Source organism: Nonomuraea sp. NPDC003727, assembly GCF_053586935.1.
Genome location: NZ_JBSFNE010000001.1, coordinates 1,017,136 through 1,042,554, shown reverse-complemented (window position 1 = coordinate 1,042,554; position 25,419 = coordinate 1,017,136). Strand labels below are relative to the sequence as shown.

Genomic DNA, 25,419 nt, shown 5'->3' with positions numbered 1-25,419 from the left:
GGCCGCCCGTCGGCGTCAGGCGGCGTGGTCGGCGGGCCTGGCGGCGGTGCGCAGGTCGAGGCGGAACCCGTCGGCGGCGAGCTCGGTCAGGAAGGCCACCGGGTCCACCAGTTGCTCCAGGTGTCCGACCCCCGGCGGCAGGCCGGACAGCCGGCGCAGCACCAGCGCGGCGGTCCGTCCGGTGGCGCGGCTCTGCAGCCGCCCGCTGAAGGCCGCCTGGACGGCACCGCAGCGGGCGGTCACGGCGAACCCGTCGCCGCCGACGTGCACCTTCGCCAGCGCGGTCAGCAGCAGTTCGCGAACCCTGGGACGGCGCAGCAGCCGGGCGACGGCGGGCCGGCCTGCCGCGGCCAGCAGGCCGGTGGTGAGCCGGGAGTCGAGGCACAGCCCCGTGCCCGCCGACGCGACGCCGAGCGTGCCGGGAAGCGTGTACTGGTCGGAGAACGGGAAGCGGTGGACGGTGCGCGTGCCGTACGGCGGTGGGAAGCGCATCGTCCACGAGCCCGCGAGCCGGCCCAGGCCGTCCAGGGTCCACGCCAGCGCCGCAGGCCCGTGCTGCTCGCCCGAGCCGAGCAGCACGCCGACGCGCAGGTCGTCGGCCTGCGAACGCTCGACGCAGATCCGCGCCAGCAGGTTGGTGACGCCGGGGACCAGTCCGACGCTGAGGACGGCCGCCGCACCGCGCCGCCTGGCCAGCGGGTCGAGGTCCTCGATCGCGGCGAGCACGTGGTGGGAGGCCGAGACGTCCACGTAGCCGATACCGCGTTCGAGGCAGGCACGGGCCACGCGGACGTTGTCGATCTCGGCGCACATGAGCGCTCCTACCGCGTGGGGGCAGGCTTCCAGCGGTAGGCGTCCGTCCAGAAGACGCACCTGAGCCGGCGGGTGTGCGGTGCATGGTTCATCGAGTAGCCGTAGGCGCCGCGCTGCTCCTTGGAGCAGGTCAAGTGCTCGCCGACACAGTCCCAGTGGTTCTTGTGCTTGTAGTAGTACCGGTCCTTGGGCGGATGCTTCTCGTTGCAGTACGGCCGCGCGGTGGTGCCCGCGGAGGCGGCGGGCGGAAGGACGGCCAGCAGAAGGGAGGCGGTGGCGACGGTCGCCGCGAAGACGTTTCTCATGGTTCCTCACACAGAGGGGGGGAATGATCAACTCGTCGCAGGAGTGTAGAACGCTCAGGCTGCTCCCCCGAGATCCCTCATGTCCCGTTCGCCGGCTCGGCGACCGCCGTTCCGCCCGTGGTCTCCGGGAAAGGGTCAGGACCTGCTGCAGGTGCGCAGCATGTTGAGGAGGGCGACCTTCTCCTTCCGGGTCACGAAGAGCCGGTAGTGATGCTTCACGGTGATCCATGAGGTCGCGTAACGGCACCAGTAGCCGCGGCGCTGCGGCCGCCAGCTCTGCGGGCCCTGGCCGCCCTTGGCGATGTTGGCGGAGTGGCTGACCGTGACCAGTTCCGGCCGGGTGAGGTCGTTGGCGAAGGCGCGCCGCCGCGCCTGGCTCCAGGTGCGGGCGCCGGTACGCCAGGCGTACGCCAGCGGCACCACATGGTCGACGTCGACCAGCTTCTCGCTTCTCAGCCGTTTGCCGTCGTACGGGCTGTACCAGACGCCCTTGACCGGGTGGCAGGCCGCGTTCCTGCGCACGCCTCGCCCGTCGCGGGACAGCACCGTCTCCCGCGCGTCGCACCTGCCCTTGTGGTGCGCCCACCGGGGCTGGAACCGGCGGTGGCTGTAGCCGCGCAGGGATAACGGCCGGGCGACCTTCAGCTGGGCCAGCATCCGGCGGGCCGTCCCCGCGTCGGCCTGGTGCTGCCTGCGGGAGTCGGCCGCCGCCTGCTGGGTGGCGATGACAGCGGTGAGGGGGAGGACGACAAGCGTGAAGACAGCGATGCGGAGCGCCCGCCTCAGGAAGATCATGCTTCCACCCATACCCATGACTCCCCCGTGACTAGAGCGACATCCGAGACATCGAAGGGTGAGACGACCATGGGCCTCCCCTGGTTCGCGCTTTCACCAGGGGTGCGTGGCGTCGGGCGCCGGTCAGAAGCGGGCTCTCCACTGTTCGGTGTGGCTCATCTCCCACAGGGTCCTGTCGACATGGCGTGCGGTCCAGATCTGTCCGGATGCTTTGGCGCCATGCCGGTCGTACCGCCGCGCGTCCCAGCCGTCCAGGCTGAGCAGCGTGTCCAGCGCTGCGGCAGGAGACTCCGAATGCTCCGCCGCGGCATCCTCGGGCCAGCCGTTCTCGATCAGGCGATCGTAGGCGTGACGCATGAAAGCTTCGGGGTCCTCCACCACGAAGTCCCATCGTCCTGTCACGCTGACCCGCTCGACCTCGTCATGAGGTTCGCTGTCCTCCTCGTCCAGGTCGGCGAAGACGTCCGTCCATCCGGTGACCTCGGCGATCGCGTCCGCATAGGCACGCGCGGTGGATCTCACCGTGGCGACCGCCTCCTCCTGGGACGACCCGGCGGCAAGATCGCGAAGGGCCTTCACCAACTGCTCGCAGGCCAGTTCGACGTCAGGGGACATGGCATGACCGTACTCCGCCGGCACGCCTCGGGGGCCGGACGGCGGTACCACCGCATTCACCATCCCCTCGGGCCAGATCCTGCACCGGTCCCGAGACCCGCGGATCCGCCGGGATTGACTGATCGTCACGCACGGTCGCGGGACAAATCCGGAGGGAACACGCGCGGAGTAGAATGTGCGGCAAGAGGCGGCCAGGGTGACTGACGCCTACCGAGGCGGGGGCCTGTCTTCCCCTGCATCCACTGCCGCACGTGCTCGATGATCCGGTGAGAGGGCGCCAGTGAGTGATCTCATAGCGATCGCGTACCCCGACCGGGCGGCGGTCGAGCAGGCCGAGAAGCGCCTCCGCCGATCGGGCGCGGAGGGCTCGGTCCAGATCGAGGACGTCGTCGTCATGATCAGGGGCCAGGACGGCAAGATCGAGGTGCAGCAGGGCGGCACCGGCGTCCGCGCGGCGGCCACCGGCGGAGCCCTCTGGGGCGGCATGATCGGCCTGCTGCTCCTGGCGCCGCTGTTCGGCATGGCGGTCGGCGCGGTCGCGGGCGGCACGATATGGAAGAGCACCTTCGGCTCCACCGGCGGGGCACAGGACTTCGTCAACGAGCTCAGCGCGAACCTGCCGCCCGGAAGCGCCGCGCTCATCGTCCTCGTCCGCGACATGACGCCGGAGAAGGTCCTCCCGCTCATCCAGCAGCGCGGGCACGTGATCCGCACGACGCTCAGCGCGGAAGTCGAGGCGCAACTCGAGGCGGCTCTCACAGCCGCGAAGCCCAACCGCCCGCACGGCGCCGACTGAAAGGGGTGTACGGGAACACCGTCCGGCCGTCACTGACGCTGTGACGCCGGAAAGCGGCCGTAGCTGACGCTGTGACGCCGGAAACGGCCGACGGTCCAGCAGTGACCCGGAAACCGGCCGGCGGTCCCGCCGCGACCCGGAAACCGGTCGGCGGTGCCGCAGTGACCCGGAATGCGGCCGGCGGTGCCGCCGTGGCACAGGCCCGGCCGGCCGAGCGGAGCGGTCGAGGCCCTGGGCAAGGCCGCGCCATGAGAGGGAGGCTGCCGCTGATGTCATCGCCGTCGAGATTCATGACCGTACGGCAGGCCGCGTTCATCGGCGTCGGCGCCATGGTGGGAGCCGGCATCTTCGCACTCCTGGGTGCGGCCGGCGAGGTGGCGGGGTCGGCCGTGTGGCTGTCGTTCCTCATCGCGGGCGTGGTCGCGGCCCTGCAGGGCTATTCGTTCGCCAAGCTCGGCGCCAAGTACCCCTCGGCCGGAGGCCTGCTCGAGTACGTGGCCAAGGGCTTCGGTGAAGGCCACATCACCGGCATCACCGCCTGGCTCATCTACGTGGCCAACGCCATCGTCACCGCGATGGTGGCGGTGTCGTTCGGCAGCTACGCGAGCGCCATGTTCACCGCCGCGAACGCGACATGGGCCAAGGCGTTCTCCGTGCTCATCATCCTGGCGATGACCGCCGTGAACATCATCGGATCGACGCTCGTCGCCAAGGCACAGACCGTGATCGTGTACGTCGTCCTGGGAATCCTCGTCGTCTTCGCGGTGGTGACGATCGCCAACATGCGGTTGTCGCTGCTGGCGCCGTCCGGATACCCGCCGCTCCGCGACATCGTCGCCAGCGTCGCGCTGACGTTCTTCGCGTTCCTCGGATTCGGCATCATCACGTTCACGGCCAAGGATCTCGCCGATCCGACACGCCAGCTTCCGAAGGCCATGTACCTCGCCCTCGGGATCGCGACGGTCATCTATGTCGCCATCGCGGTAGGCGTGTTCGGCACGCTCACCGCGGAGGAGGTCATCGCCTCCGGGGGGACCGCGCTCGCCGTGGCCGCCGAGCCGTCCCTCGGTACGGCCGGCTACTGGCTGATGAGCGTGACCGCCCTGTTCGCCACCGCGGGAGCAACCAACGCGGGACTGTACCCGGCACCCGGCCTGTGCGAGCGGCTCGCGCACACGCGGCAGTTCCCGCCGTTGATGGCACGGCGGATCGGTGGACGAGCATCAGCCGGGCTGCTGGTGGAGGCGGCGGTATGCGTGGTGCTCGCCGTCGCTTTCAAACTCGACGCGATCGCCTCCATCGGCAGCGCCGTCGCCCTCCTGGTCTTCATCTTCATCACGGTGGCGCATTTCCGGGTACGGACCCAGACCGGCGCCAACACCCTCGTCCTCGGACTGGCCGTCGTATCAGCCGGCGCCGTCCTGCTGACCTTCGTCTTCACCACGCTCGTGCACGAGCCCGCGTCGATCCTCACGTTGCTGGCCGTACTGGTGGTGAGCGTCGCCCTCGATCTCGGCTGGAAGCACAGATACACCCACCGGGCAGGCCCGCTACCGGGGGCGCACTAAGGCGCGGGGACATTGCCGGTCGCCGGCGTGGGCGGCCGGCCAGGGTTCTCCTGATGCGGGGTCAGGGTCGGGCGAACTGGTCGACGTCACCGTGCAGGGCGGGCTGCCGACCAGCATGACCTCCATCACGGGCGACATGGACCGCTTCATCTCCGGCCTGTTCGACGGCCGGCTGCTGCGCCCGGCACAGGCCGCGGAGCTGTTCACCGTGCCGAAGGGCGCCGACGGCAAGCCGCTGCCGTACGCCGACAGCTCCTACTGCAACACCGGCCCCGGCAAGGGCACGGCCTGCTTCAGCGTCGGCCTGATGTCGGTGCCGCTGCCCGACGGCTCGCTTCTGTGGGGCAAGACGGGCTCCGAGCCGGGTTACCGCAGCGGCGTCTTCGCCACCCGCGACCTCAGCCTGCGCGCGGTCTACTCGATGGGCACCTCTTCGTCCTCCGGCAACGGCGCCGCGGCGGTGGCCCAGCGCCTGACCCTCGCCGCCCTCGGCAACTGAGCTCGCCCGCCGACCAGCGGGCCTGACCCGCCCGGCCCGGCCTGACCCGCCTGACCTGACCCGTCCAGCCTGACCCGCCCAGCCTGGCTGGGCCGGCTGGTGCGCCGCTGCGGGCCTGGGTGAGCGCAAAGCGTGCGGATGAAATCGCGCGGCGCGGTGCCGATCTTGTCGGGTGAGCCCTCCCGGGTTCCGCGGCCATGCTCGTGGTCGCCGCCAGGGAGCGAATCCGCGTCCTGGCCACCCGGTGATCGACCTGCTGTGCTGCCTCACGATCGGCCTCAGAAATCGTGACGAGTCGATCCGCGCTCGTTGCCGGGGCCTTGCTGGGGGAGAGGAAGGATACAGGTCATGAGCGTCCCAGCTGATGGCCCGGCACGGCGCACGCTGCTGGCGGGCGGCGTGGCTCTCGTGGCGGCGAACCTCGCCGGCTGCTCGACTGCCGATGCGGTGCACACCGTGAGCGATGCGGACAGGACGGTGCCCGCGTCGCCCACGGGGCCGGCTCCGGACTCGCCGAAGGCCGCCTACGAACGGCTGATGGAGGGCAACAGGCGCTGGGTGACCGGCGCGCTCAAGCACCCCGATCGCGATCCCACACGCCGCGAGCTGCTGGCCGCCAAGCAGCAGCCCTATGGAGTGGTGCTGTCGTGCATCGACTCCCGGGTCGCGCCCGAGCTCGTCTTCGACACCGGGCTGGGCGACCTGTTCGTGATGCGTACCGGCGGGCTGGCCGTGGGGCCCGTGGTCACGGGATCCGTCGAGTACGGGCCGATGACCAGCGGTACCCCGCTCATCGTCGTCCTCGGACACCAGCGGTGCGGCGCCGTCTCCGCCGCGTACAAGGCCCTGCGGGAAGGCAAGCCGCTTCCGGGCAACCTGCAGGCGATCGCGCAGGCTCTCCGTCCGGCATACGAACAGACCATCAGGAACCCCGGCGCCGACCCCGTCGAGACGATGGCCAGAGCCCAGGTGAGGTTGACGGCGGACAACTTGCGCGGCAATCGAGACCTCGCGCCGCTGGTGAGCGACGGAAGCCTGGCCGTGGTCAGCGCGTACTACTCGCTGGACACCGGCCAGGTCGAAACCCTGAACGGCGCCCCCGCCTGAGCGCAGGCGGGGGAGTCGTGGCAGGAGAACGGACCTGATCTTCCTCGGCGTGAACCCGGGAGCTATCAGAACTGTCCGCGGCGAGATCAGCGGCTCACTGCCTGCCCGCGACCAGTGCTCACTGACTGTTGCAGTATTCGTTGCAGCATCTCGAAGCCACCGGCAGAGTGAGCTGCGTGATCGAGACCGAGGGTCCCTTCTATCGCGTCATCGAACCCGGCTTCGAGATGTTGATCCCGCAGTGGGAAGGGCATGACCCTGAGACCGCGAAGGAGGCCGACGCGACCATCACCCTTCCTGACGGCACTCGTCGTCATGCGACCTTCATGACTCTCGATGTCATCGGCAGGACCATGGACCGGTGGCGCGACACGGGCGAGTGCCTCAACGGCCGGTACTTCTGGTGCTCCGATCTGATCGTCATCCGTGAGCCGGGCTTCGCCTCGATGGCCGACGCCGTACGGGGCATGATCGAAACGGGAGAGATCGACCGTGCGTGCGGTGCGGTTCCGGCCGATGACCATGAGCAGGATGCTGATTAAAGATCACCCCGGCCCTGAACGGAGATCGGCCACCATCAGGCGATCGGGAGGGCAGCACCGATCCAGGACCGCGTCCTCGTCGAGAACTCACTCCGCGCCCTTCGCCCTTCGAAAGTCGTTTCAGGCTGAGGCCCGCAAGCGGCGGAGGTAGATGATGCAGGCATGCGGCCCTTGATGCAGATCAGTGCGGCCATGCCGGCATAGATCGACGCCCTTTCCGCGTCCTTGCTTGGTGACATCTGAGGAGGACGGGTGGATCCAGGATTTGAGGCGGACTTCCGGGAGTTCGTCATCGGTCGATCAGGGGCGCTGTTCCGTACCGCGTACCTGCTGACCGGTGACCGCCACGCCGCTGAGGACTTGATCCAGTCGGCGCTGGCGAAGACCGCCGCGAAGTGGCGCGGCCTGCGCGACCCGGCGGCCATCGAGGGCTACGTCCGCCGCGCCATGTACCACGAGCAGGTGAGCTGGTGGCGGCGCCGTTCCCGCATCGCGGAAGTGTCCACTGGATGGCTGCCCGAACAGATCGGCGACGGGCACGCCGAGATGGTGGATCTCCGCCTGGTGATGCGCGCGGCTCTTGCCCGGCTGACACCCCGGCAGCGGACCATGCTCGTGCTGCGCTACTTCGAAGACCTGTCCGAGACCGAGATCGCGCGGCTGCTCGGTGTCAGGGTGGGGTCGGTGCGCAGCCAGATTTACCGGTCGTTGGAGCGTCTGAAGAAGGCCGCACCTGAACTGAACACCGTGAGGGAGTTCGGATGAACATCGAGGATCTGCTGCGTGAGACCCTTTCCGACATGGCCCGTGAGGAGCAGCCACCCTCACCGAGCCGGTTCTTCCAGGTCGACCGGAGTCGATCCCGTTGGCGCAGCCTCGCCCTGGCGGCGGCCGCGGCCGTAACCGTGATGGCGGTCGGATCCACGCTCGTGGTCCAGGGGCTGTCCTCTCGGGTGGGGGTCTCCAAGGACTTCGCCGAGCAGGGCTCCGGCGAGGCGCTTGCGGAGACCCAACAGGGACAGACCACCCTGACGGTGAGAGAAGGACTACGGCTCTCACAGATCCTGGAGCAGCTGTCGACCGCTACCGGCAGACCGCTGGTGGAGTTCGAGCGGGCCGCCAAGGACGGCAGGGCGCTTGGCCTTCCGGCCTACGCCAAGGGCGCGCTGGAAGGATTCGCCTTCTCCGGAACCTACGAGGTCTCGCCCACGTCGAGCCCCGACGAGATCCTCGCCGCGATGGTGACACGCTTCAATCGCACCGCCGAGGACAGCAACCTGGTGGACGGTGCCAGGCGTGTCGGCCGTACGCCACTGGAGATCCTGACCATCGCCAGCATCGTCCAGGCCGAGTCGGCCAACAAGCGCGACATGCCCAAGATCGCGCGAGTTGTCTACAACCGGCTGAACCACACGCCCGAGATGAGGCTGCAGGTGGACAGCACGGTCCTGTACGGCCTGAACAAGTTCGGCGCCAGGGCCTCGAACGAGGATCTCAAGAGCCGGTCGCGGTACAACACCTATGCGCGCCTCGGCCTGCCGCCCGGTCCCATCTGCAATCCGGGCGCCGACGCCATCGAGGCTGCCCTGAAGCCGGCCGCTGGGCCCTGGCTGTTCTTCGTGACGACCGATCCGGAGAAGGGCATCACGAAGTTCGCCGACTCGGAATCCGAGTTCTTCAAGCTGGTCGAGGAATACAACAAGAACCGCAGGACCGGGTGATGGAGCGGCGCGCCGCAGTCCTCGGTTCACCGATCGGGCACGCTCCCTCTCCTCGTCCCTTCATCGGACCGCGACGACGCCCGGTCCGCGCGGCTGCCGCTGCATCCGTCGAGTCGCCCACGTCGTTCAGAGCGGCGTGGCTCGGTGCGGCGGGTTGCATGGGGGCAGCTCGCCTTCGCCCGACGAACTCATCCGCAAGTCCATGAGGCCGAGCACCCCGACCCAGGCGGCCAACGCCGGCCAGGAGGCGACAGCAGATCGACGACCGGCACGCGTACGGGCGCCGGGGACGCGCCGATCGCCTCAGCGGTGCGCTCCAACATTGAAGGATGGCGCGGGCAGCGAGTGTCAGTTCGTCGTGGTGGGCAGGAGGGGGCGGGTGCTCGCGATCAGGTCGCACAGAAGGCGATCAACCGGCGGATGGGGCACAAGACATAGAAGATCGAGACGATCTACACCCACGTCTCGGACGAGATGGAGAAGCAGATCTGCGCGGCCCTGGAGGCGCGCTTCTGGGCCGCTGTGGGGGAGCTCGCAGCCGAGCGGCCCACGAGGGGCCCTGCTTCGCCGGTCGCGATCCTGGATGAGCTGATCGCTCTCTGGAGGGCGCGGGAGTCCGCACCTGAGGCGCCGTCCAAGATCGAGCGCTGGAGAACATCTCCCGCCTGGTCGGCCACAAGGGCACTGTGGTGACCGAGAAGGTCTACCGGAAACAGCTCCGCCCGGTACTACTGGAAGGCGCCGAGGCGATGGATCAGATCTTCCCGCAGGCTTAAACGCTGTTCATGTCCGCGTCTCGGCCTCCGCGTTGGGCTTGTCTTCGGCTCGTGGCACGCCGGCGATCAGGATGAGCGCAGCAATAGCGCCGTAGAGCGGGATCACGAACCCAAGCCCCTGCGAACCCTCAGGGCAATAGGGGGAGAAGAACGCAATGGTCGACAGTGCGTAGTAAGCGGCTGTCGCGAGCGCTCCGCCTGCTCCTGTCCAGGCCAAGAGTCGGCGCCTTTGGGGCAGTGATCGCCATGCGGCCACGGCCAGCGCTATCAAGGCAGGGGGAAGAAGAGTGGCCATCGCGCCGAAGCCCAGGCCGAGCACATCACGACCGGTGTATCCGTCTTCGGTGTTCAGGTAGGCACAGATGTAGATCTCTGTATCCACTGGTAACGAAGCCCAGTTAGGAAGGGTGGACAGAAGGACGGCACCCATCCAGCACAACAGCGCGCGGTGCTTCATCGCCTATATCCCCCAGGACCCCACAACCGCTCATCCTCCGGGCGGGCCTCGGGACGGGGAGGCTCAGTGTTCCACCTTAGTCACCCAGTTAGTCACTCGGAAGATCAAAAAGGCCACTTCTCATTACGAGAAATGGCCTCTGAGCTGGGTGGGGCTACCAGGACTTGAACCTGGGACCTCTTCCTTATCAGGGAAGCGCTCTAACCGTCTGAGCTATAGCCCCGCGCACAAAGAACGTTATCGCATCCGTCAGCCGGAGGCGAACCGGTTGTTCGTACGAGGAAAGCTTACCGTGTCCCGGGCGCTGCTCGCGCCGCGTCCGGGACACGGCAAAGGGCCTACTCGGCCTCGCTGAACGTCACCTCGACGCCGCCCACCAGGTCGGCGGCGATGTTGTAGATGACCGCGCCCAGCGTCGACAGCGCCGTGATCAGCACGACGTTGACCGCGCCGATGAGCGCGGTGTACCCGAGGATCCTGACCGGCTCGAACCACGCAGAGATGTCGAAGCTCCCCGAGCTCTGCCCGTCGGCCTGGGTCAGCTGGTTGACCGTCTGGACGATCGAGTCGAAGACCCCGATGGCCGACAGCACGCCGTACAGGACGGCGACCGCGACGAACAGGATCACGAAGCAGACCAGGGAGACGACGAAGCTGAACTTCATCGCTGACCACGGTTCCACGCGCCGCAGCACCAGGTGCGCCTTGCGAGGCAGGCGGGCCGCCGCTGCGGCCGCCTTCTTCTTCGGCAGCTCGACGGCCGGCGGCGGTGGGGCCTCGGAGGTCAGAGACGGACGGAGACGGACCGTCTCGTTCTTCCGCTCCGCCTCGTCCTGGGCCTGGTCCTCCGTGATGTCAAGGACTTCCGTCTCATTGGGCTTGGCAGGCTTCTGCCCGTTCTCCCGAGACGATGTCGTCTTCGCGGAACCGCCCTGGGCGTTCATGGACTACTCTCCTCCCCCGTCTTCCTCAGCTTCCGCCGAAGTCTCCATCGACTCGGCGTTCCGAGCGAGGGCCACGACGCTGTCGCCTTCGGCGAGATTCATCAGGCGCACTCCCATGGTCTGACGGCCAGACTGCTTGATCTCCCCAGCACTCGTCCGGATCACCCCGCCGTTGGATGTGATCGCGAAGACCTCGTCCTCCGGGTTGACCATGACGGCTCCGACCAGCTTGCCACGAGAGGTAACAATCTTCGCAGTAAGCACGCCCTTGCCGCCACGTCCCTGGACCGGATACTGCTCAACAGCTGTCCGTTTCGCGTACCCGCCCTCGGTGGCGATAAGCACGTCTTCGCCATCACCCATGCGATTCATGGCGAGAAGTTCGTCACCTTCTAGGAATCTCATGCCGATGACACCACTTGTCGCCCTGCCCATGGGGCGCAGCGCGTCGTCGGTGGCGGTGAAGCGGATGGCCTGCGCGCCCTTGGAGACGAGCAGCAGGTCGTCCTGTTCGGAGACCAGCCGTGCGGCGATCACCTCGTCGTCCTCACGCAGGTTGATCGCGATCAGGCCGCCGGACCTGGGGGAGTCGTACTCCGCCAGCCTCGTCTTCTTGACCAGGCCGCTGCGGGTGGCCAGCACCAGGTACGGCGCGACGTCGTAGTCACGCAGGTCGAGGACCTCCATGACGGTCTCGTCGGGCTGCATGGCCAGCAGGTTGGCCAGGTGCAGGCCGCGCGCGTCACGCCCCGACTCGGGCAGCTCGTAGGCCTTGACCCGGTAGACGCGGCCCTTGTTGGTGAAGAACAGCAGCCAGTGGTGGGTCGTGGTGACGAAGAAGTGGTCGACGATGTCGTCCTGGCGCAGCTGCGCCCCGCGCACGCCCTTGCCACCGCGCTTCTGCGCCCGGTAGAGGTCGGTCTTGGTGCGCTTGGCGTAGCCGCCGCGGGTGATCGTGACGACGATCTCGTCCTCGGCGATGAGGTCCTCGATCGACATGTCGCCGTCGTAGGCGATGATCTCGGTGCGCCGGTCGTCGCCGTACTTGGCGACGATCTCCGACAGCTCGTCGTTGATGATCTCGCGCTGGCGGGCCTGGCTGGCCAGGATCGCGTTGTACTCGGCGATCTGGGTCATCAGGTTGTCGTACTCGTCCTGGATCGCCTGGCGCTCCAGGGCGGCCAGCTTGCGCAGCTGCATATCGAGGATGGCCTGGGCCTGGACCTCGTCGATGTCGAGCAGCGTCATCAGGCCGCCCTGCGCCTCAGCGGCCGAGGGGGAGCGCCTGATCAGCGCGATGACCTCGTCCATCCGCTCCAGCGCCTTGAGCAGCCCGCGCAGGATGTGGGCGCGCTCCTCGGCCTTGCGCAGCAGGTAGCGGGTCCTGCGGACGATGACCTCGATCTGGTGCGCCACGTAGTGGCGGATGAACTGGTCGAGGCGCAGCGTGCGGGGCACGCCGTCGACCAGCGCCAGCATGTTGGCGCCGAAGGTGTCCTGCAGCTGGGTGTGCTTGTAGAGGTTGTTCAGCACGACCTTGGCGACCGCGTCGCGCTTGAGCACGATCACCAGGCGCTGGCCGACCCGCGAGGAGGACTCGTCGCGGACGTCGGCGATGCCGGTCAGCTTGCCCTCGCGCACCAGCTCGGCGATCTTGAGGGCCAGGTTGTCCGGGTTGACCTGGTAGGGCAGCTCGGTGACCACCAGCGACTGGCGGCCCTTGCCGTCCTCCTCGACCTCGACGACGGCCCGCATGGTGATGGAGCCGCGGCCGGTGCGGTAGGCGTCCTCGATGCCGCGCCGGCCGACGATCAGGCCGTGGGTCGGGAAGTCGGGCCCCTTGACCAGCCCGATGGCCGCCTCGAGCAGCTCCTCGTCAGTGGCGTCGGGGTTCTCCAGGCACCACTTGACGGCCGCGGCCACCTCGCGCAGGTTGTGCGGCGGGATGTTGGTGGCCATGCCGACCGCGATGCCGCCCGAGCCGTTGACGAGCAGCTGCGGGATGCGCGCGGGCAGGACGTCGGGCTCCTGCGACTTGCCGTCGTAGTTGGGCCGGAAGTCGACGGTGTCCTTGTCGATGTCGCGCAGCATCTCCATGGCGATGGGCGCGAGCTTGCACTCGGTGTAGCGCATCGCCGCCGCGGGGTCGTTGCCGGGCGAGCCGAAGTTGCCCTGCCCGTCGACCAGCGGGTAGCGCAGCGACCACGGCTGCGCCAGCCGTACGAGCGCGTCGTAGATGGAGGTGTCGCCATGCGGGTGGTAGGTGCCCATGACGTCACCGACGACGCGGGCGCACTTGAAGTAGCCGCGGTCGGGACGGTAGCCACCGTCGTACATGGCGTAGAGCACCCGGCGGTGCACCGGCTTGAGACCGTCGCGGACGTCGGGCAGCGCACGGGACACGATGACGGACATCGCGTAGTCCATGTAGCTGCGCTGCATCTCGGACTGGATGTCCACAGGCTCGATGCGGTCAGCCGGGGGAGTGGTGTTCACTTCCGTCACAGGTGAAGATCCTTTTTTCTGGTACGGCTACCGCTATACGTCGAGGAAGCGGACGTCACGCGCGTTACGGATGATGAAGTCGCGCCTGGCCTCGACGTCCTCGCCCATGAGCACGCTGAACAGGTCGTCGGCCTGCGCGGCGTCGTCGAGCGTGACCAGGCGCAGCAGCCGCGTCGCGGGGTTCATCGTGGTCTCCCACAGCTGCCCGGCGTTCATCTCGCCCAGACCCTTGAAGCGCTGGACGTTGTCGCGCGGGCGCGGGTCGGGCTTGCCCGCCGCGATGCCCTCGGCGATGACCGCGTCGCGCTCGGAGTCGGAGTAGGCGTAGGAGGCGTCGTCACCCTTGCGGTCCCACTTGATCTTGTAGAGCGGCGGGCACGACAGGTAGACGTGACCGGCCTCGATCAGCGGCCGCATGAAGCGGAACAGCAGGGTCAGCAGCAGCGTGTTGATGTGCTGGCCGTCGACGTCGGCGTCGGCCATCAGGATCACCTTGTGGTAGCGCAGCTTGGCGATGTCGAACTCGTCGTGCACGCCGGTGCCGAGCGCGGTGATCAGCGCCTGGACCTCGTTGTTCTTCAGGACCTTGTCGATCCTGGCCTTCTCCACGTTGAGGATCTTGCCCCGGATGGGCAGGATCGCCTGGAAGCGGGAGTCGCGGCCGCCCTTGGCGGAGCCGCCGGCCGAGTCGCCCTCGACGATGAACAGCTCGCACTTGTCGGGCTCGTTCCACTGGCAGTCGGCCAGCTTGCCCGGCAGGCCGCTGCCGGACTCCAGCAGCGACTTGCGCCTGGTCAGGTCGCGGGCCTGGCGTGCCGCGAGGCGGGCGCGGGCGGCCTGCAGCGACTTGTTGATGATGTCCTTGGCCTCGCCGGGGTTGCGCTCGAACCAGTCGCGCAGGTGGTCGTTGCAGGCCTTCTGGACGAAGGACTTGGCCTCGGTGTTGCCCAGCTTGGTCTTGGTCTGGCCCTCGAACTGCGGGTCGGCCAGCTTGACCGAGACGATCGCGGTCAGGCCCTCGCGGACGTCCTCACCGGAGAGGTTGTCGTCCTTGCCCTCCTTGAGGAACTTCTGCTCGCGCGCGTAGCGGTTGACGATGGACGTCAGGGCCGCGCGGAAGCCCTCCTCGTGGGTGCCGCCCTCAGCCGTGTTGATCGTGTTGGCGAAGGTGTAGACCGACTCGGAGTAGGAGTTGTTCCACTGCATGGCGATCTCGACGGAGATGCCCTCACCGTGGGCCTCGAAGTCGACGACCGACGCGTGGGCCGGCTCCTTCTTGGAGTTGAGGTGCCTGACGAAGTCGGACAGGCCGCCCTCGTAGTGGTAGTGGACCTTGTGGACCTCGCCGTTGATGTGGTCGGGCCGCTCGTCGGTCAGTGTGATCGTCAGGCCCTTGTTGAGGAAGGCCATCTCCTGGAAGCGGCGCGAGAGCGTCTCGAAGTTCCACGTGGTGGTCTCGAAGATCGCCGGGTCGGCCCAGAAGGTGATCGACGTGCCGCTCTGGTCGGTGGTCTCGCCCTTGGCCAGCGGAGCCACCGGCTTGGACATCTCGAAGCGCTGGCGCCAGACGTGGCCGTTCTGCTCGACGACGACGTCCATGGCGGTCGACAGCGCGTTGACGACCGCCGAACCGACGCCGTGCAGGCCGCCGGAGACCGCGTATGACTTGCCGTCGAACTTGCCGCCCGCGTGGAGCGTGGTCAGCACGACCTCGACCGCGGAGCGCTTTTCCACAGGGTGGATACCCGTGGGGATGCCGCGGCCGTTGTCGACGACCCGCACGCCGTTGTCGGCGAGGAGCGTCACGTCGATGCGGTCGGCGTGACCCGCGAGGGCCTCGTCGACGGAGTTGTCGACGATCTCGTAGACGAGATGGTGCAGACCGCGCTCACCGGTCGAACCGATATACATACCCGGGCGCTTGCGGACCGCCTCAAGCCCTTCGAGTACGGTGATTGAGCTAGCGTCGTAGGACAAGTGCGAAATCCTCCTGCCGCGGACACGCGGCCGGGGAGGCGACAACCGCCAGCTGCCCCTGCCGTGCCCGTCACCGTCGTGAGTGCCCCGATGCGCGGTCACCCAGGGGAGTCGGCTCGCATGCCGCGGGTGACACGCAAGCGGACGTGTCCGGAATCCGCTTTCATTCTACCGGCTCTGAGCGCCGAAGGTGGCATCGAACGCGCCTGTGATGCCCTGTAGCTCGTTTTCCCCCCTGTCGAGCATCCCCCCTCTTGGAGGAGGGCCGCTCCCGTCTGCGGCCTTCTGATCGCCCGACGCGGGATTTAGCCGTACGTGTCGCCCGGGCCTCGGCTGCCCGTGACCCGCAGCCCCCCGGACGGCCTCGGCCCGTTCTGCGGGCCTCTGACCTTGACCTTCTTGACCGTTCCAGGGCCGAGTTCCTCGTTCAGCCTGTGGATGAGCGTGCGGGCCAGCAGCCGGACCTGGGTGGCCCAGGCGGTGGAGTCGGCGGCGATGACCACCTCGCCGTCCTCGAACGCCTCCGGTTTGGTGTGCGCGGCCAGGTCGGGGCCCACGATGTCGGGCCACCTGCCGAAGACGCCGCCGACCGCGGCCGAGCGCTCCCAGCCGCGGGCGGCCAGCAGGTCGGTGATCGCCTTGCCGAACAGCTGGGGGTCGCCGGCGTCACGCTGGGCCACCGACCGGCGGCGCGGCTCCCGGCGCGGCAACTGCCCCCGCCTGGCCGCGTCGGCCTTGGCCTGGGCGAGCTTCTCCCTGGCCAGCGCCGCCCCACGGGCGGTCGGGTTGTCGTCACCTGACACGGGTCACGCTCCCCCCTGCTACATCGAATCGGGCACCGGTCAGCTCCCTCGGCACGTCGTCGGCCACCGCCGCGGTGATCAGCACCTGCTCGGCGGGCGCGACGATCTCGGCCAGCCTGCGCCTGCGCTGGCTGTCGAGCTCGGCGAAGACGTCGTCGAGGATCAGGACGGGATCGCCGCCGTCGGCGCGCAGCAGGTCGTAGGCGGCCAGCCGGAGCGCCAGCGCGAACGACCACGACTCGCCGTGGCTGGCGTAGCCGCGCGCGGGCAGGTCGCCGAGGCCGAGAACGAGGTCGTCGCGGTGCGGGCCGACCAGGGTGACGCCGCGCTCCAGCTCGGCCTCGCGGACCTCGATCAGCCGCTCTTTCAACCTCGACTCAAGGGTTTTCCCCAGGTCTGTGGATAACGTGTGTGCATCGGGAGATCCGGCTTCACCGGCCTCTTCGCCGTCCACGGCATCCCCGCCTGTGGACAACGTGCTGCGATAGGCCAGCCGCGCGGGAGCGCTCGTGGGCGCCAGCGAAGCATAGGCGGAGGCGACCAGTGGCCGCAGCGCTTCGATCAGATCGAGTCTGGCGCGCAGCAACTCCGCGCCGTGCCGGGCGAGGTGCGCGTCCCACACCTCCAGCGTGCTCAGGACGTCTCCCGCGCCCGCCGCGGCGAAGGCCGCATCCCGCTCCGCCCTGCGCCCGCCACCGCGCCCCCTGCGCGCCTGGGCGGCCGTACGCAGCAGGGCGCCGCGCTGCTTCAGCACCCGGTCGTAGTCGGCCCTGACCCCGGCGAAGCGGGGCGCGCGGGCCACGAGCAGGTCGTCGAGGAAGCGTCTGCGCTCGCCCGGGTCGCCCTTGACGAGCGCGAGGTCCTCGGGGGCGAAGAGCACCGTGCGGAGCAGCCCGAGGACGTCGCGGGGCCGGGAGACGGGGGAGCGGTTGAGCCTGGCCCTGTTGGCCCTGCCCGGGTTGATCTCCAGCTCGATCAGCGCGCGCCGGTCGTCCCTGTGGACGGCGCAGCGGATGATCGCCCTGCTGGCGCCCTGCCGGACGAGAGGGGCGTCGGTGGCCACCCGGTGGCTGGAGTGCGTCGCCACGTAGCCCATGGCCTCGACGAGGTTGGTCTTGCCCTGGCCGTTGGGACCGACGAACGCCGTGACGCCCGGCTCCAGGCCGAGCTCCACGGAGGCGTAGGACCGGAAGTCGGTCAGCGACAGGTGGGCGACGTGCACCCCACGAAGGTTAGTGGGCCACACCGACCACTGGGGTCACCGTCGGGCTCCCCTGTGGAAAACCGATATGGCCCGCCGCACCCTGTGCACAACCTGCCGCGCCCGGTGGATCCCTGTCCACATCCCGGCGCGCCCTGTGGACGAACCGGGGGAGCGAACGGGATACCGGGTTACTCGGCTTCCTTCGGCGGGACGACGTCGGCGCCGGGGGAGTCGGCGCCCTTCGCGTGGGCGCCCGCTTCCGAGACGACCGCGTGCCCGCCGAACTGGTTGCGCAGCGCCGCGACCATCTTCATGGCCGGCGAGTCGTCCTGCCGCGAGGCGAACCGCGCGTACAGCGCGGCCGTGATCACCGGCAGCGGGACCGCGTGGTCGACCGCCGCCTGGACGGTCCACCGGCCCTCGCCCGAGTCCTGTGCGTAACCCTTGAGCTTGTCGAGGTGCTCGTCGGAGTCGAGCGCCCGCACCAGCAGGTCGAGCAGCCACGACCTGATCACCGTGCCGGTGCGCCAGCTGGCGAAGCTGCCGCGGACGTCCTTGACGATGTCGGAGGCCTCGAGCAGCTCCCAGCCCTCGGCGTAGGCCTGCATCATGCCGTACTCGATGCCGTTGTGGACCATCTTCGCGAAGTGTCCCGCGCCGACTTCGCCGGCGTGGACGAAGCCGTTCTCGCCCTCGGGCTTGAGCGTCTCGAAGACGGGCATCAGCCGCTGGACGTCGGCCTCGGCGCCGCCGCACATGAGCGCGTAGCCGTTCTCCAGGCCCCACACGCCGCCGCTGACGCCGCAGTCGACGAAGCCGATGCCGTGGGTCTTGAGCTCCTCGGCGTGGCGCTGGTCGTCCACATAGTGCGAGTTGCCGCCGTCGACCACGAGGTCGCCCGGCTCGAGAAGCTCGCCGAGCACGTTGATCGTCTGCTGGGTGGGACCGCCCGCCGGGACCATGACCCACACCGCGCGGGGCGTCTGGAGGCGTTCGACGAGCTCCTTGAGGCTGGCGACGTCGCTGACCTCGGGATCGCGATCGTAGCCGACCACCTCATGGCCGCCGCGGCGCAGCCGCTCGGCCATGTTGCCGCCCATCTTCCCGAGCCCGACCATGCCGATCTGCATGTTGATAACCCCCTTGTCAGGCTTCCATCATCTCTGATGGCCTGGTCAGCTGGACAAGCGGATGGGCATGATCAGGTAACGGTAGTCAGGCGTGCCACCGTCGTCCACAGGCTTGCCGCCAGTGAGGATAGCGGGCTTGGTCGAGGTGGTCATCTGCAGCCTGGCCACATCGGAGTCGATCGCGCCGAGACCCTCCAGCAGGAACTGGTGGTTGAAGGCGATGTTCATCTCCTCGCCCTCGTAGTCCACCGGCAGCACCTCGACGGCCTGCGCCTCGTCGCCGCTGCCCGCCTCCAGGACGACCTCGCCGCCGCGGAAGGCCAGCCGTACCGGGGTGTTGCGCTCGGCGACCAGCGCCACACGCTTGACGGCCTCGACGAACGGGCCTGTGGACAGGTCCGCCTTGGCGGAGAACTCGGTCGGCAGCAGCGAGCGGTACTTGGGGAACTCGGGGTCCAGCAGCCGCGTGGTGGTGCGCCGGCCCGCGCTGGAGAAACCGATCATCCCCTCGCCGGTGCCGCCCACGGAGCTGAGCGCGATCTCGACCTCGGCGCCGGTCGATCCCAGTGCCTTGGCGGTGTCGGCCAGCGTCTTGCCGGGGATCATGGCGATCGCCGAGAAGTCGGGCTGTCCCGGCTGCCACTTCAGCTCCCGTACGGCCAGGCGGTACCTGTCGGTGGCCGCGAGGGTCACGGTGTCGCCCTCGATCTCCATCCGCACACCGGTGAGCATCGGCAGCGTGTCGTCCCTGCCTGCGGCGACGGCGACCTGGCTGACGGCGGAGGCGAACACGTCGCTGCCCACCCGGCCGGCCGCGGGCGGCATCGTGGGAAGGGACGGGTAGTCCTCCACAGGCATGGTCAGCAGGGTGAATCGAGCGCTGCCGCACGTGACGACCGCCTTGGCGCCGTCCACCACGAAATCCACAGGCTGTGCGGGAAGCGCGCGGGTGATCTCGGCGAGCAGCTTGCCGGAGACGAGCACCACGCCCGCCTCACCGGTCTGCGGCTCGAGCGTCACCTCGGCCGAGACCTCGTAGTCGAAGCCCGACAGCTTCAGCTGGCCCGCATCGGTGACTTCCATGCGCATGCCTGCCAGGACGGGCACGGACGGGCGCGCAGGCAGGCTGCGTGCCGTCCATGCGACCGCCTCAGCGAGCACGTCGCGCTCGATCCGGAACATCACGGGGATCACCCTCCTGGTTGGTCGTCGCTGGTTGTCAAGTCTTCACTCTCCCGCACATGAGCTCGGGGAGAACCCCTCTATGGGTCTTTGAATTTCTTCGTTAGAGATAAGTGGAGTCATCTTCATAGGGGCTGTGGATGTTGTGGATAACCGGCGTTTCCGCAGCTCATCCCGTCGATGTTCATCCACTGCCCATGTGGGCGAAGCCTGGGGAGAACTTCGCCGCCTGGGGATGACGGATCGTTGCCCACAGGCCGTCCCCAGATCTGGGGGCCTTCATCCACCGGTTATCCACTGGGTTTCAACAGGTTATCCACGGGGTAGAAGGGGTCACCTGGAGCTCCCGTTTCCGATGTTCACAGGGCGTCCACAGGTTGTCCACGAGCTGTCCCCAGGTTGTCCCCAACATGTCCCCAGCCTTATCCCCAGGCTCTGTGGGCGGCGTTCGCGCTTTTTGATCTTCATCTGGCCCCGGAAAGGCCGTCTGAGCTGGTCCACAGAGTTATCCACAGGCTGTGCACAATCAGGCTTTGGATGTCTGCTTGATACGCATTGTCAGCTCGTTGACCTGGTTGTACATCGACCTGCGCTCGGCGATGAGGGAGCGTATCTTCCGTTCGGCGTGCATCACCGTGGTGTGGTCACGGCCGCCGAACTGCTGCCCGATCTTCGGCAACGACAGGTCGGTCAGCTCTCTGGCCAGGTACATCGCGATCTGGCGGGCGCTGACCAGCGCCCTGCTGCGCGAGCTTCCACACAGGTCGTCGATCGAGATGCCGAAGTACTCGGCCGTCTTGGCCATGATCGTGGCGATCGTGATCTCGGAGCTCGCGTCGGTGGTGATGAGGTCTTTCAGCACCACCTCGGCCAGCTGGAGATCCACACCCTGCCGGTTGAGGCTGGCGAACGCCGTGACCCTGATCAGCGCGCCCTCGAGCTCGCGGATGTTGGTGGAGATCCGGCTGGCGATGTACTCCAGCACCTCGGGCGGCGCGGCCAGGCCCTCCTGGATGGCCTTCTTCCGCAGGATCGCGATGCGGGTCTCCAGCTCGGGCGGCTGGACGTCGGTGATCAGGCCCCACTCGAACCTGTTGCGCAGCCGGTCCTCCAGGGTGATCAGCTGCTTGGGCGCCCGGTCGCTGGAGATGACGATCTGCTTGTTGGCGTTGTGGAGGGTGTTGAAGGTGTGGAAGAACTCCTCCTGCGTCTGCTCCTTGCCCTCCAGGAACTGGATGTCGTCCACAAGCAGGATGTCGATCGCGCGGTAGCGGCTGCGGAACCCGTCGGCCTTGTGGTCGCGGATGCTGTTGATGAAGTCGTTGGTGAACTCCTCCGAGCTCACGTACCGCACCCTGGCGCCGTCGTACAGGGACTGCGCGTAGTGGCCGATGGCGTGCAGCAGGTGGGTTTTCCCCAGGCCCGAGTCGCCGTAGATGAACAGCGGGTTGTAGGCCTTGGCGGGCGCCTCGGCCACCGCGACGGCGGCCGCGTGCGCGAACCGGTTGCTGGCGCCGATGACGAACGTCTCGAACGTGTACTTCTGGTTGAGCCTGGCCGGCTCGCTCGGCTTGGTGCTCTTGGCCTCCCACCGGTTCTGTGGAGGCTCGGGCTGCGCCTGTGGATATTCGGTGGATATCTGCGACGGCTCCGACGGTGGGGCGAAGAAGAGAGAGGGATCCGGCGCCTGGTAGGCGGGCTGTGCATAACCCGGCACAGGCTCCGGCGCCTGGGGATAACTCGGCGCCGCGGGCTGGGGATGAGGCTCGGCGACGGGCTGGTCCGGGGTGGTGGTGTCGATCATCACGGCCACGCGCACCGGCCTGCCGAGCTCGTGGGACAGCGCGTGGCTCACCGGCGTGCGCAGCTTGCCCTCGATCAGGTCCTTGAGGAACTCGTTGGGGACGCCGAGCACGATCGTGTCGCCCGCCATGGCGATCGGCCTGACCATCGCCAGCCAGGTGCGCTGCTGGATCGGCAGGTTGTCGTTGAGGAAGTTGGCCAGCGCGTGGGCCCATACCGTCCCGAGGTCGTCCTCGTTCATGGTGTGGCTTCCCCTCCGTCGTTTTCCACAGATCGCAACCGCCATGATCGCGGATTGCGTGTCTATCCACAGGTGTGTCTCGAGCGATCTCCGCAGACGATCCACACGTGATCCACAGGAGATCCACAGGCTGTGCACAGAGTGATCCCACCATTACGGCCGGGCTCGGGGAGTTGTGCACACCTGTGTTCAAGTCGTTGTCCACAGCCTAGTGGCACCTGAGTGCACAGACTGTGGACGTGCTATCCACGGTGGAAAACTTGCCTGTGGAAACGTGGAAAACCCCGCCGGTTTGACCTCGGCCCTGCCTGACCCGTAACGTACGACGGTCGGCTTGTCACGTGACGGCTCTTTTGCATGCCCTCGCGAGCTCGGCAGGCCAGCCATGTGTGTCACGCGCTCTCGCTTGCAGGTGGGGGCGCACTTTCAAGCCTGGAGCCCACTCGTGAGCAAGCGTACTTTCCAGCCGAACAACCGTCGCCGCGCGAAGACCCACGGCTTCCGGCTGCGTATGCGCACCCGGGCCGGCCGCGCGATCCTCGCCGCTCGTCGCCGCAAGGGCCGCGAGAAGCTGTCGGCCTGACGGTCGTCCTGTCTCAGCTTGGTCGCCCGCCGGCGCTGCTTGTCGGCGGGCGATAGGCGTCTGACGTGTTGTCGCGAGAGTCCCGCATGCGGCGGGGTGAAGACTTCTCCACCGCGGTCAAGCGCGGTGCCCGCGCCGGCCGTCCCACCCTCGTCCTGCATCTGAAACTGACCGAGGAAGACCGGCCACCGATGGTCGGCTTCGTGGTCAGCAAGGCCGTGGGCGGTGCTGTCGTGCGCAACAAGGTCAAGCGGCGGCTCCGACACCTGGTGCGGGACCGTATAGTGCGGCTGCCGCGAGGTAGCCTGCTTGTGGTACGCGCTAATCCACCTGCCGCGTCCGCGCGACACGAGCGCCTTGCCGCTGACCTCGATGCCGCGCTGGATCGTTTGTCAAGGCGAGAACAACAACGATGACGGAGCAGACGCAAGGGGCGCCGAGCCTACCGGCTCGGATCCTCATCGCCCCCATCCGGTTCTATCGGGCGTTCATCAGCCCGATGCTGGGTCCGCGTTGCCGTTTCTACCCCTCATGCAGTGCTTATGGGCTTGAGGCGATAGCCGTACATGGTGCTTTGCGCGGCATATGGCTGACTGTCCGGCGAATCGGGCGTTGCCACCCATTCCACCCCGGAGGTTTTGACCCGGTGCCCCCACGCCCGGTTCCGTCCGACGAAACGCAAGGGAGCTAGCTCGGTGGAGCTGTCCTGGCTTAACTGGCTCTACACAGCCATCGCCCAAATCCTGACCTGGATCCACCAGGCCTACAGCACCGTTCTCGACCCGGACAGCGGGCTGACCTGGTCGCTGACCCTCATCACGATCACGGTCCTCATGCGGCTGGCGATCTTCCCGCTCTTCCTCAAGCAGATGCGTTCTTCGCGCAAGATGCAGGAACTCGCGCCCAAGGTGCAGGAGATCCGCAAGCGCTACAAGAACGACAAGCAGCGCATGAACGAAGAGGTCATGAACCTCTACCGGGGCGCCGGCGCCAACCCCCTCGGCGGCTGCCTCCCCGTTGTCGCGCAGTTCCCCATCTTCATCTCGATGTTCACCGTGCTGAACGCGATGGCGCACGGCCAGGTCAAGTTCGGGATGACCAAGGAGTTCGTCGACAGCGCCCGAGCCGCGCACATCTTCGGCGCGCCCCTGCCGGCCAACTTCTGGATGAGCGCCGAGCAGATCGAGTCCTTCAACGCCGGCGTGCTGCAGACCAAGATCGTGCTGGCGATCTTCGTGGCGATCAGCTCGCTCACGACCTTCCTCACCGTCAGGCAGTCCGTCACCCGCTCCATGCAGCAGATGCCGGACAACCCGATGGCGCAGCAGCAGAAGATCCTGATGTACGTCTCTCCGCTGTTCGCCTTCTTCAGCCTCAACTTCCCGCTGGGCCTGATCTTCTACTGGGTCACCACCAACCTGTGGACGCTCGGCCAGCAGCACTGGTTCTACTCCCGGCACCCCATGCCGGAGTACGACGCCAAGGGCAACGTGATCCCCGTCAAGCCCAAGCCGAGCCTGCTGTCCAAGGTGCGAAAGAGCCCGGCCGTCGCCGAGGAGGAGGCCCCGCCCGCGCCGACGGAGCCTAAGATCGTTCGGCGGCAGCCGGCCAAGCAGACCCGCAGCAAGCGCACGGGCAGCAAGAAGTCTTGATCCTCACCCACCAGCACGAAAGAGAGGCCTGACGTGACCGAGGCCGAGCAGGAGAAGGCTCCCGATCTTGCGGCGCTTGAGCAGGAAGGCGAGATCGCGGCCGACTACGTCGAGGGGCTGCTCGACATCGCCGACATCGACGGCGACATCGACATGGACGTCGAGGGCGACCGCGCGCTGGTCTCCGTCGTCGGCGTGAAGGGCACCGACCTCGTCGGCCCCGGCGGCGAGATCCTCGAGGCGCTCCAGGAGCTGACCAGGCTGGCCGTCCACCGGCAGACGGGGGAGCGGTCGCGCCTCATGCTCGACGTCGCCGGCTACCGCGAGAAGCGCAGGGCCGAGCTGAGCAAGCTCGGCACCGAGGTCGCCGAGACCGTCAAGCGCAACGGCGAACCGAAGTCCCTGCACCCGATGACCCCCTTCGAGCGCAAGATCGTGCACGATGCGGTGGCGGCCGCAGGGCTGCGCAGCGAGTCCGAGGGCGAGGAGCCCAACCGTTTCGTCGTGGTCCTGCCCGCCTGACCCTCCACCGGGTACGGCAGGCACCAACGCCAGGCCGTCGGCTCCTTCGGGGCTGGCGGCCTTTCGTTTGAGATCACACCGTTCTGGCTCCCGGCTTCCGCGCCTCGACCGGAGCGACGGCGGAGACGGCTAGTCTTCGTCCTTACCGGCGCTCCGCCGTACCACCCCAAGAACACGCATCTTCAGGAAAGGCCACCGGATCAGTGAGCGACGAGCTGACGGCTCCCCCGCAGATAGCGCGCGAGGTGTTCACCGGCGACGCCTGGGACAGAGCGCGGCAGTTCGCTGAGCTGCTCGCCGGTCCAGGCGTCGTGCGCGGGCTGCTCGGCCCGCGCGAGGTGCCCAGGATCTGGGACCGGCACCTGCTCAACTGCGCGGTGGTCGCCGAGGCCGTCCCCCAGGACGTCCGCCTGGTCGACATCGGCTCGGGCGCCGGGCTGCCCGGCCTGGTCCTGGCGATCGTACGGCAGGACCTGTCGGTCACGCTGCTGGAGCCGCTGCTGCGCCGTACCGTCTTCCTCGAGGAGTGCGTCGACACGCTCAAGCTCGACAACGTCGAGGTGCTGCGCGGGCGAGCCGAGGAACTGGCGGGCAAGCGGGTGTTCGACGTCGCCTGCGCCCGCGCCGTGGCGCCGCTCGACCGGCTGCTCAAGTGGTCGATGCCGCTCCTGCGCGAAGGCGGCGAGCTGATCGCGATGAAGGGGGAGCGGGCCGCGGAGGAACTCGCCGAGGCCGAAGCCCAATTGCGGGCCAGCGGGGCACAGACGGCTGAGCTGATCACGGTCGGGCACGGTAAGGTCGAGCCGCCTGCAACTTTGGTCCGCGTGGTCGCGGGTCGCGCGCCAGAGCCAGGTCGGCGCCGACGAAAGAGGTGACGGT

General features: G+C 68.0%; 26 protein-coding genes and 1 tRNA gene. 13 read left to right on the top strand and 14 right to left on the bottom strand.

The features are described from left to right. Window positions 1–15: 15 nt before the first annotated feature. From ACWDLG_RS05070 to ACWDLG_RS05055, 4 genes are all read right to left on the bottom strand, one after another. Complete coding sequence (locus ACWDLG_RS05070; protein WP_449916074.1) at window positions 16–813, bottom strand: saccharopine dehydrogenase NADP-binding domain-containing protein; 798 nt, start codon at window positions 811–813, stop codon at window positions 16–18. Between the two features lie 8 nt (window positions 814–821). After that, window positions 822–1,118 carry a hypothetical protein gene (locus ACWDLG_RS05065; RefSeq protein WP_449916073.1) on the bottom strand — a complete coding sequence of 99 codons (297 nt, stop codon included), beginning with the start codon at window positions 1,116–1,118 and terminating at the stop codon, window positions 822–824. A 135-nt stretch (window positions 1,119–1,253) separates the two neighbouring features. Then, window positions 1,254–1,913, bottom strand: a complete 660-nt coding sequence (locus ACWDLG_RS05060) for an HNH endonuclease family protein (protein ID WP_449916071.1) — start codon at window positions 1,911–1,913, stop codon at window positions 1,254–1,256. Window positions 1,914–2,036: 123 nt separating this feature from the next. Continuing rightward, the gene (locus ACWDLG_RS05055) at window positions 2,037–2,528 is read right to left on the bottom strand and encodes a hypothetical protein (protein ID WP_449916068.1); all 492 of its coding nucleotides are present in this window, start codon (window positions 2,526–2,528) and stop codon (window positions 2,037–2,039) included. Window positions 2,529–2,808: 280 nt separating this feature from the next. Here ACWDLG_RS05055 and ACWDLG_RS05050 point away from each other — a divergent pair, with 280 nt between their 5' ends. The 7 genes from ACWDLG_RS05050 (at window position 2,809) to mltG (ending at window position 8,761) form a co-directional block, all read left to right on the top strand. Beyond that, window positions 2,809–3,324 carry a DUF1269 domain-containing protein gene (locus ACWDLG_RS05050; RefSeq protein WP_449916066.1) on the top strand — a complete coding sequence of 172 codons (516 nt, stop codon included), beginning with the start codon at window positions 2,809–2,811 and terminating at the stop codon, window positions 3,322–3,324. Window positions 3,325–3,593: 269 nt separating this feature from the next. Further along, on the top strand, window positions 3,594–4,892 hold the full coding sequence (locus ACWDLG_RS05045; RefSeq protein WP_449916065.1) for an APC family permease: 1,299 nt from the start codon (window positions 3,594–3,596) through the stop codon (window positions 4,890–4,892). Between the two features lie 115 nt (window positions 4,893–5,007). After that, the gene (locus ACWDLG_RS05040; RefSeq protein ID WP_449916062.1) at window positions 5,008–5,391 is read left to right on the top strand and encodes a hypothetical protein; all 384 of its coding nucleotides are present in this window, start codon (window positions 5,008–5,010) and stop codon (window positions 5,389–5,391) included. Between the two features lie 348 nt (window positions 5,392–5,739). Next, window positions 5,740–6,498 carry a carbonic anhydrase gene (locus ACWDLG_RS05035; RefSeq protein ID WP_449916061.1) on the top strand — a complete coding sequence of 253 codons (759 nt, stop codon included), beginning with the start codon at window positions 5,740–5,742 and terminating at the stop codon, window positions 6,496–6,498. Window positions 6,499–6,674: 176 nt separating this feature from the next. Further along, window positions 6,675–7,040, top strand: coding sequence for a hypothetical protein (locus tag ACWDLG_RS05030; protein WP_449916058.1), 366 nt, complete (start codon window positions 6,675–6,677; stop codon window positions 7,038–7,040). Between the two features lie 252 nt (window positions 7,041–7,292). Continuing rightward, entirely contained in the window at window positions 7,293–7,805 is a 513-nt protein-coding gene (locus ACWDLG_RS05025; protein ID WP_449916056.1) for a SigE family RNA polymerase sigma factor, read from the top strand. Beyond that, window positions 7,802–8,761 (top strand): endolytic transglycosylase MltG, encoded by a 960-nt coding sequence (mltG, locus tag ACWDLG_RS05020; RefSeq protein ID WP_449916054.1) that lies wholly within the window; start codon window positions 7,802–7,804, stop codon window positions 8,759–8,761. Before ACWDLG_RS05025 ends, mltG begins: the two co-directional genes overlap by 4 nt. Window positions 8,762–9,544: 783 nt before the next feature. On the opposite strand, the gene ACWDLG_RS05015 is transcribed toward mltG, so the two are convergent. From ACWDLG_RS05015 to dnaA, 10 genes are all read right to left on the bottom strand, one after another. After that, window positions 9,545–9,994, bottom strand: a complete 450-nt coding sequence (locus tag ACWDLG_RS05015) for a hypothetical protein (RefSeq protein ID WP_449916052.1) — start codon at window positions 9,992–9,994, stop codon at window positions 9,545–9,547. A 149-nt stretch (window positions 9,995–10,143) separates the two neighbouring features. Continuing rightward, a tRNA-Ile gene (locus ACWDLG_RS05010) sits at window positions 10,144–10,217 on the bottom strand. Window positions 10,218–10,332: 115 nt separating this feature from the next. Then, window positions 10,333–10,938, bottom strand: a complete 606-nt coding sequence (locus tag ACWDLG_RS05005) for a DUF3566 domain-containing protein (protein WP_449916049.1) — start codon at window positions 10,936–10,938, stop codon at window positions 10,333–10,335. A gap of 3 nt (window positions 10,939–10,941) precedes the next feature. Beyond that, window positions 10,942–13,443, bottom strand: a complete 2,502-nt coding sequence (gyrA, locus tag ACWDLG_RS05000) for a DNA gyrase subunit A (protein WP_354916722.1) — start codon at window positions 13,441–13,443, stop codon at window positions 10,942–10,944. A gap of 33 nt (window positions 13,444–13,476) precedes the next feature. Further along, window positions 13,477–15,399 (bottom strand): DNA topoisomerase (ATP-hydrolyzing) subunit B, encoded by a 1,923-nt coding sequence (gene gyrB, locus ACWDLG_RS04995; protein ID WP_449916187.1) that lies wholly within the window; start codon window positions 15,397–15,399, stop codon window positions 13,477–13,479. Window positions 15,400–15,725: 326 nt separating this feature from the next. Beyond that, the gene (locus ACWDLG_RS04990) at window positions 15,726–16,223 is read right to left on the bottom strand and encodes a DUF721 domain-containing protein (RefSeq protein WP_354916716.1); all 498 of its coding nucleotides are present in this window, start codon (window positions 16,221–16,223) and stop codon (window positions 15,726–15,728) included. Next, window positions 16,213–17,445, bottom strand: a complete 1,233-nt coding sequence (recF, locus tag ACWDLG_RS04985; protein ID WP_449916047.1) for a DNA replication/repair protein RecF — start codon at window positions 17,443–17,445, stop codon at window positions 16,213–16,215. The genes ACWDLG_RS04990 and recF overlap by 11 nt, the downstream gene beginning before the upstream one ends. A 170-nt stretch (window positions 17,446–17,615) precedes the next feature. Then, window positions 17,616–18,557 (bottom strand): phosphogluconate dehydrogenase (NAD(+)-dependent, decarboxylating), encoded by a 942-nt coding sequence (gene gnd / locus ACWDLG_RS04980; protein ID WP_449916045.1) that lies wholly within the window; start codon window positions 18,555–18,557, stop codon window positions 17,616–17,618. Window positions 18,558–18,602: 45 nt separating this feature from the next. Then, window positions 18,603–19,742 (bottom strand): DNA polymerase III subunit beta, encoded by a 1,140-nt coding sequence (gene dnaN, locus ACWDLG_RS04975; protein ID WP_354919292.1) that lies wholly within the window; start codon window positions 19,740–19,742, stop codon window positions 18,603–18,605. Window positions 19,743–20,265: 523 nt separating this feature from the next. Then, window positions 20,266–21,783, bottom strand: a complete 1,518-nt coding sequence (gene dnaA / locus ACWDLG_RS04970; protein ID WP_449916042.1) for a chromosomal replication initiator protein DnaA — start codon at window positions 21,781–21,783, stop codon at window positions 20,266–20,268. Between the two features lie 445 nt (window positions 21,784–22,228). On the opposite strand from dnaA, the gene rpmH reads away from it, so the two are divergent. The 6 genes from rpmH (at window position 22,229) to rsmG (ending at window position 25,415) form a co-directional block, all read left to right on the top strand. Continuing rightward, window positions 22,229–22,366 (top strand): 50S ribosomal protein L34, encoded by a 138-nt coding sequence (gene rpmH / locus ACWDLG_RS04965; RefSeq protein ID WP_043614899.1) that lies wholly within the window; start codon window positions 22,229–22,231, stop codon window positions 22,364–22,366. A gap of 65 nt (window positions 22,367–22,431) precedes the next feature. Beyond that, on the top strand, window positions 22,432–22,782 hold the full coding sequence (gene rnpA / locus ACWDLG_RS04960) for a ribonuclease P protein component (protein WP_449916039.1): 351 nt from the start codon (window positions 22,432–22,434) through the stop codon (window positions 22,780–22,782). Next, window positions 22,779–23,057: a membrane protein insertion efficiency factor YidD gene (gene yidD / locus ACWDLG_RS04955; RefSeq protein WP_354919282.1), complete on the top strand. Its 279-nt coding sequence runs from the start codon at window positions 22,779–22,781 to the stop codon at window positions 23,055–23,057. The genes rnpA and yidD overlap by 4 nt, the downstream gene beginning before the upstream one ends. A gap of 4 nt (window positions 23,058–23,061) precedes the next feature. Continuing rightward, complete coding sequence (gene yidC / locus ACWDLG_RS04950) at window positions 23,062–24,018, top strand: membrane protein insertase YidC (protein ID WP_449916036.1); 957 nt, start codon at window positions 23,062–23,064, stop codon at window positions 24,016–24,018. Window positions 24,019–24,051: 33 nt separating this feature from the next. After that, entirely contained in the window at window positions 24,052–24,540 is a 489-nt protein-coding gene (locus ACWDLG_RS04945) for a Jag family protein (protein ID WP_354919277.1), read from the top strand. Between the two features lie 203 nt (window positions 24,541–24,743). Continuing rightward, window positions 24,744–25,415, top strand: a complete 672-nt coding sequence (gene rsmG, locus ACWDLG_RS04940) for a 16S rRNA (guanine(527)-N(7))-methyltransferase RsmG (protein WP_449916033.1) — start codon at window positions 24,744–24,746, stop codon at window positions 25,413–25,415. Window positions 25,416–25,419: the final 4 nt, after the last annotated feature.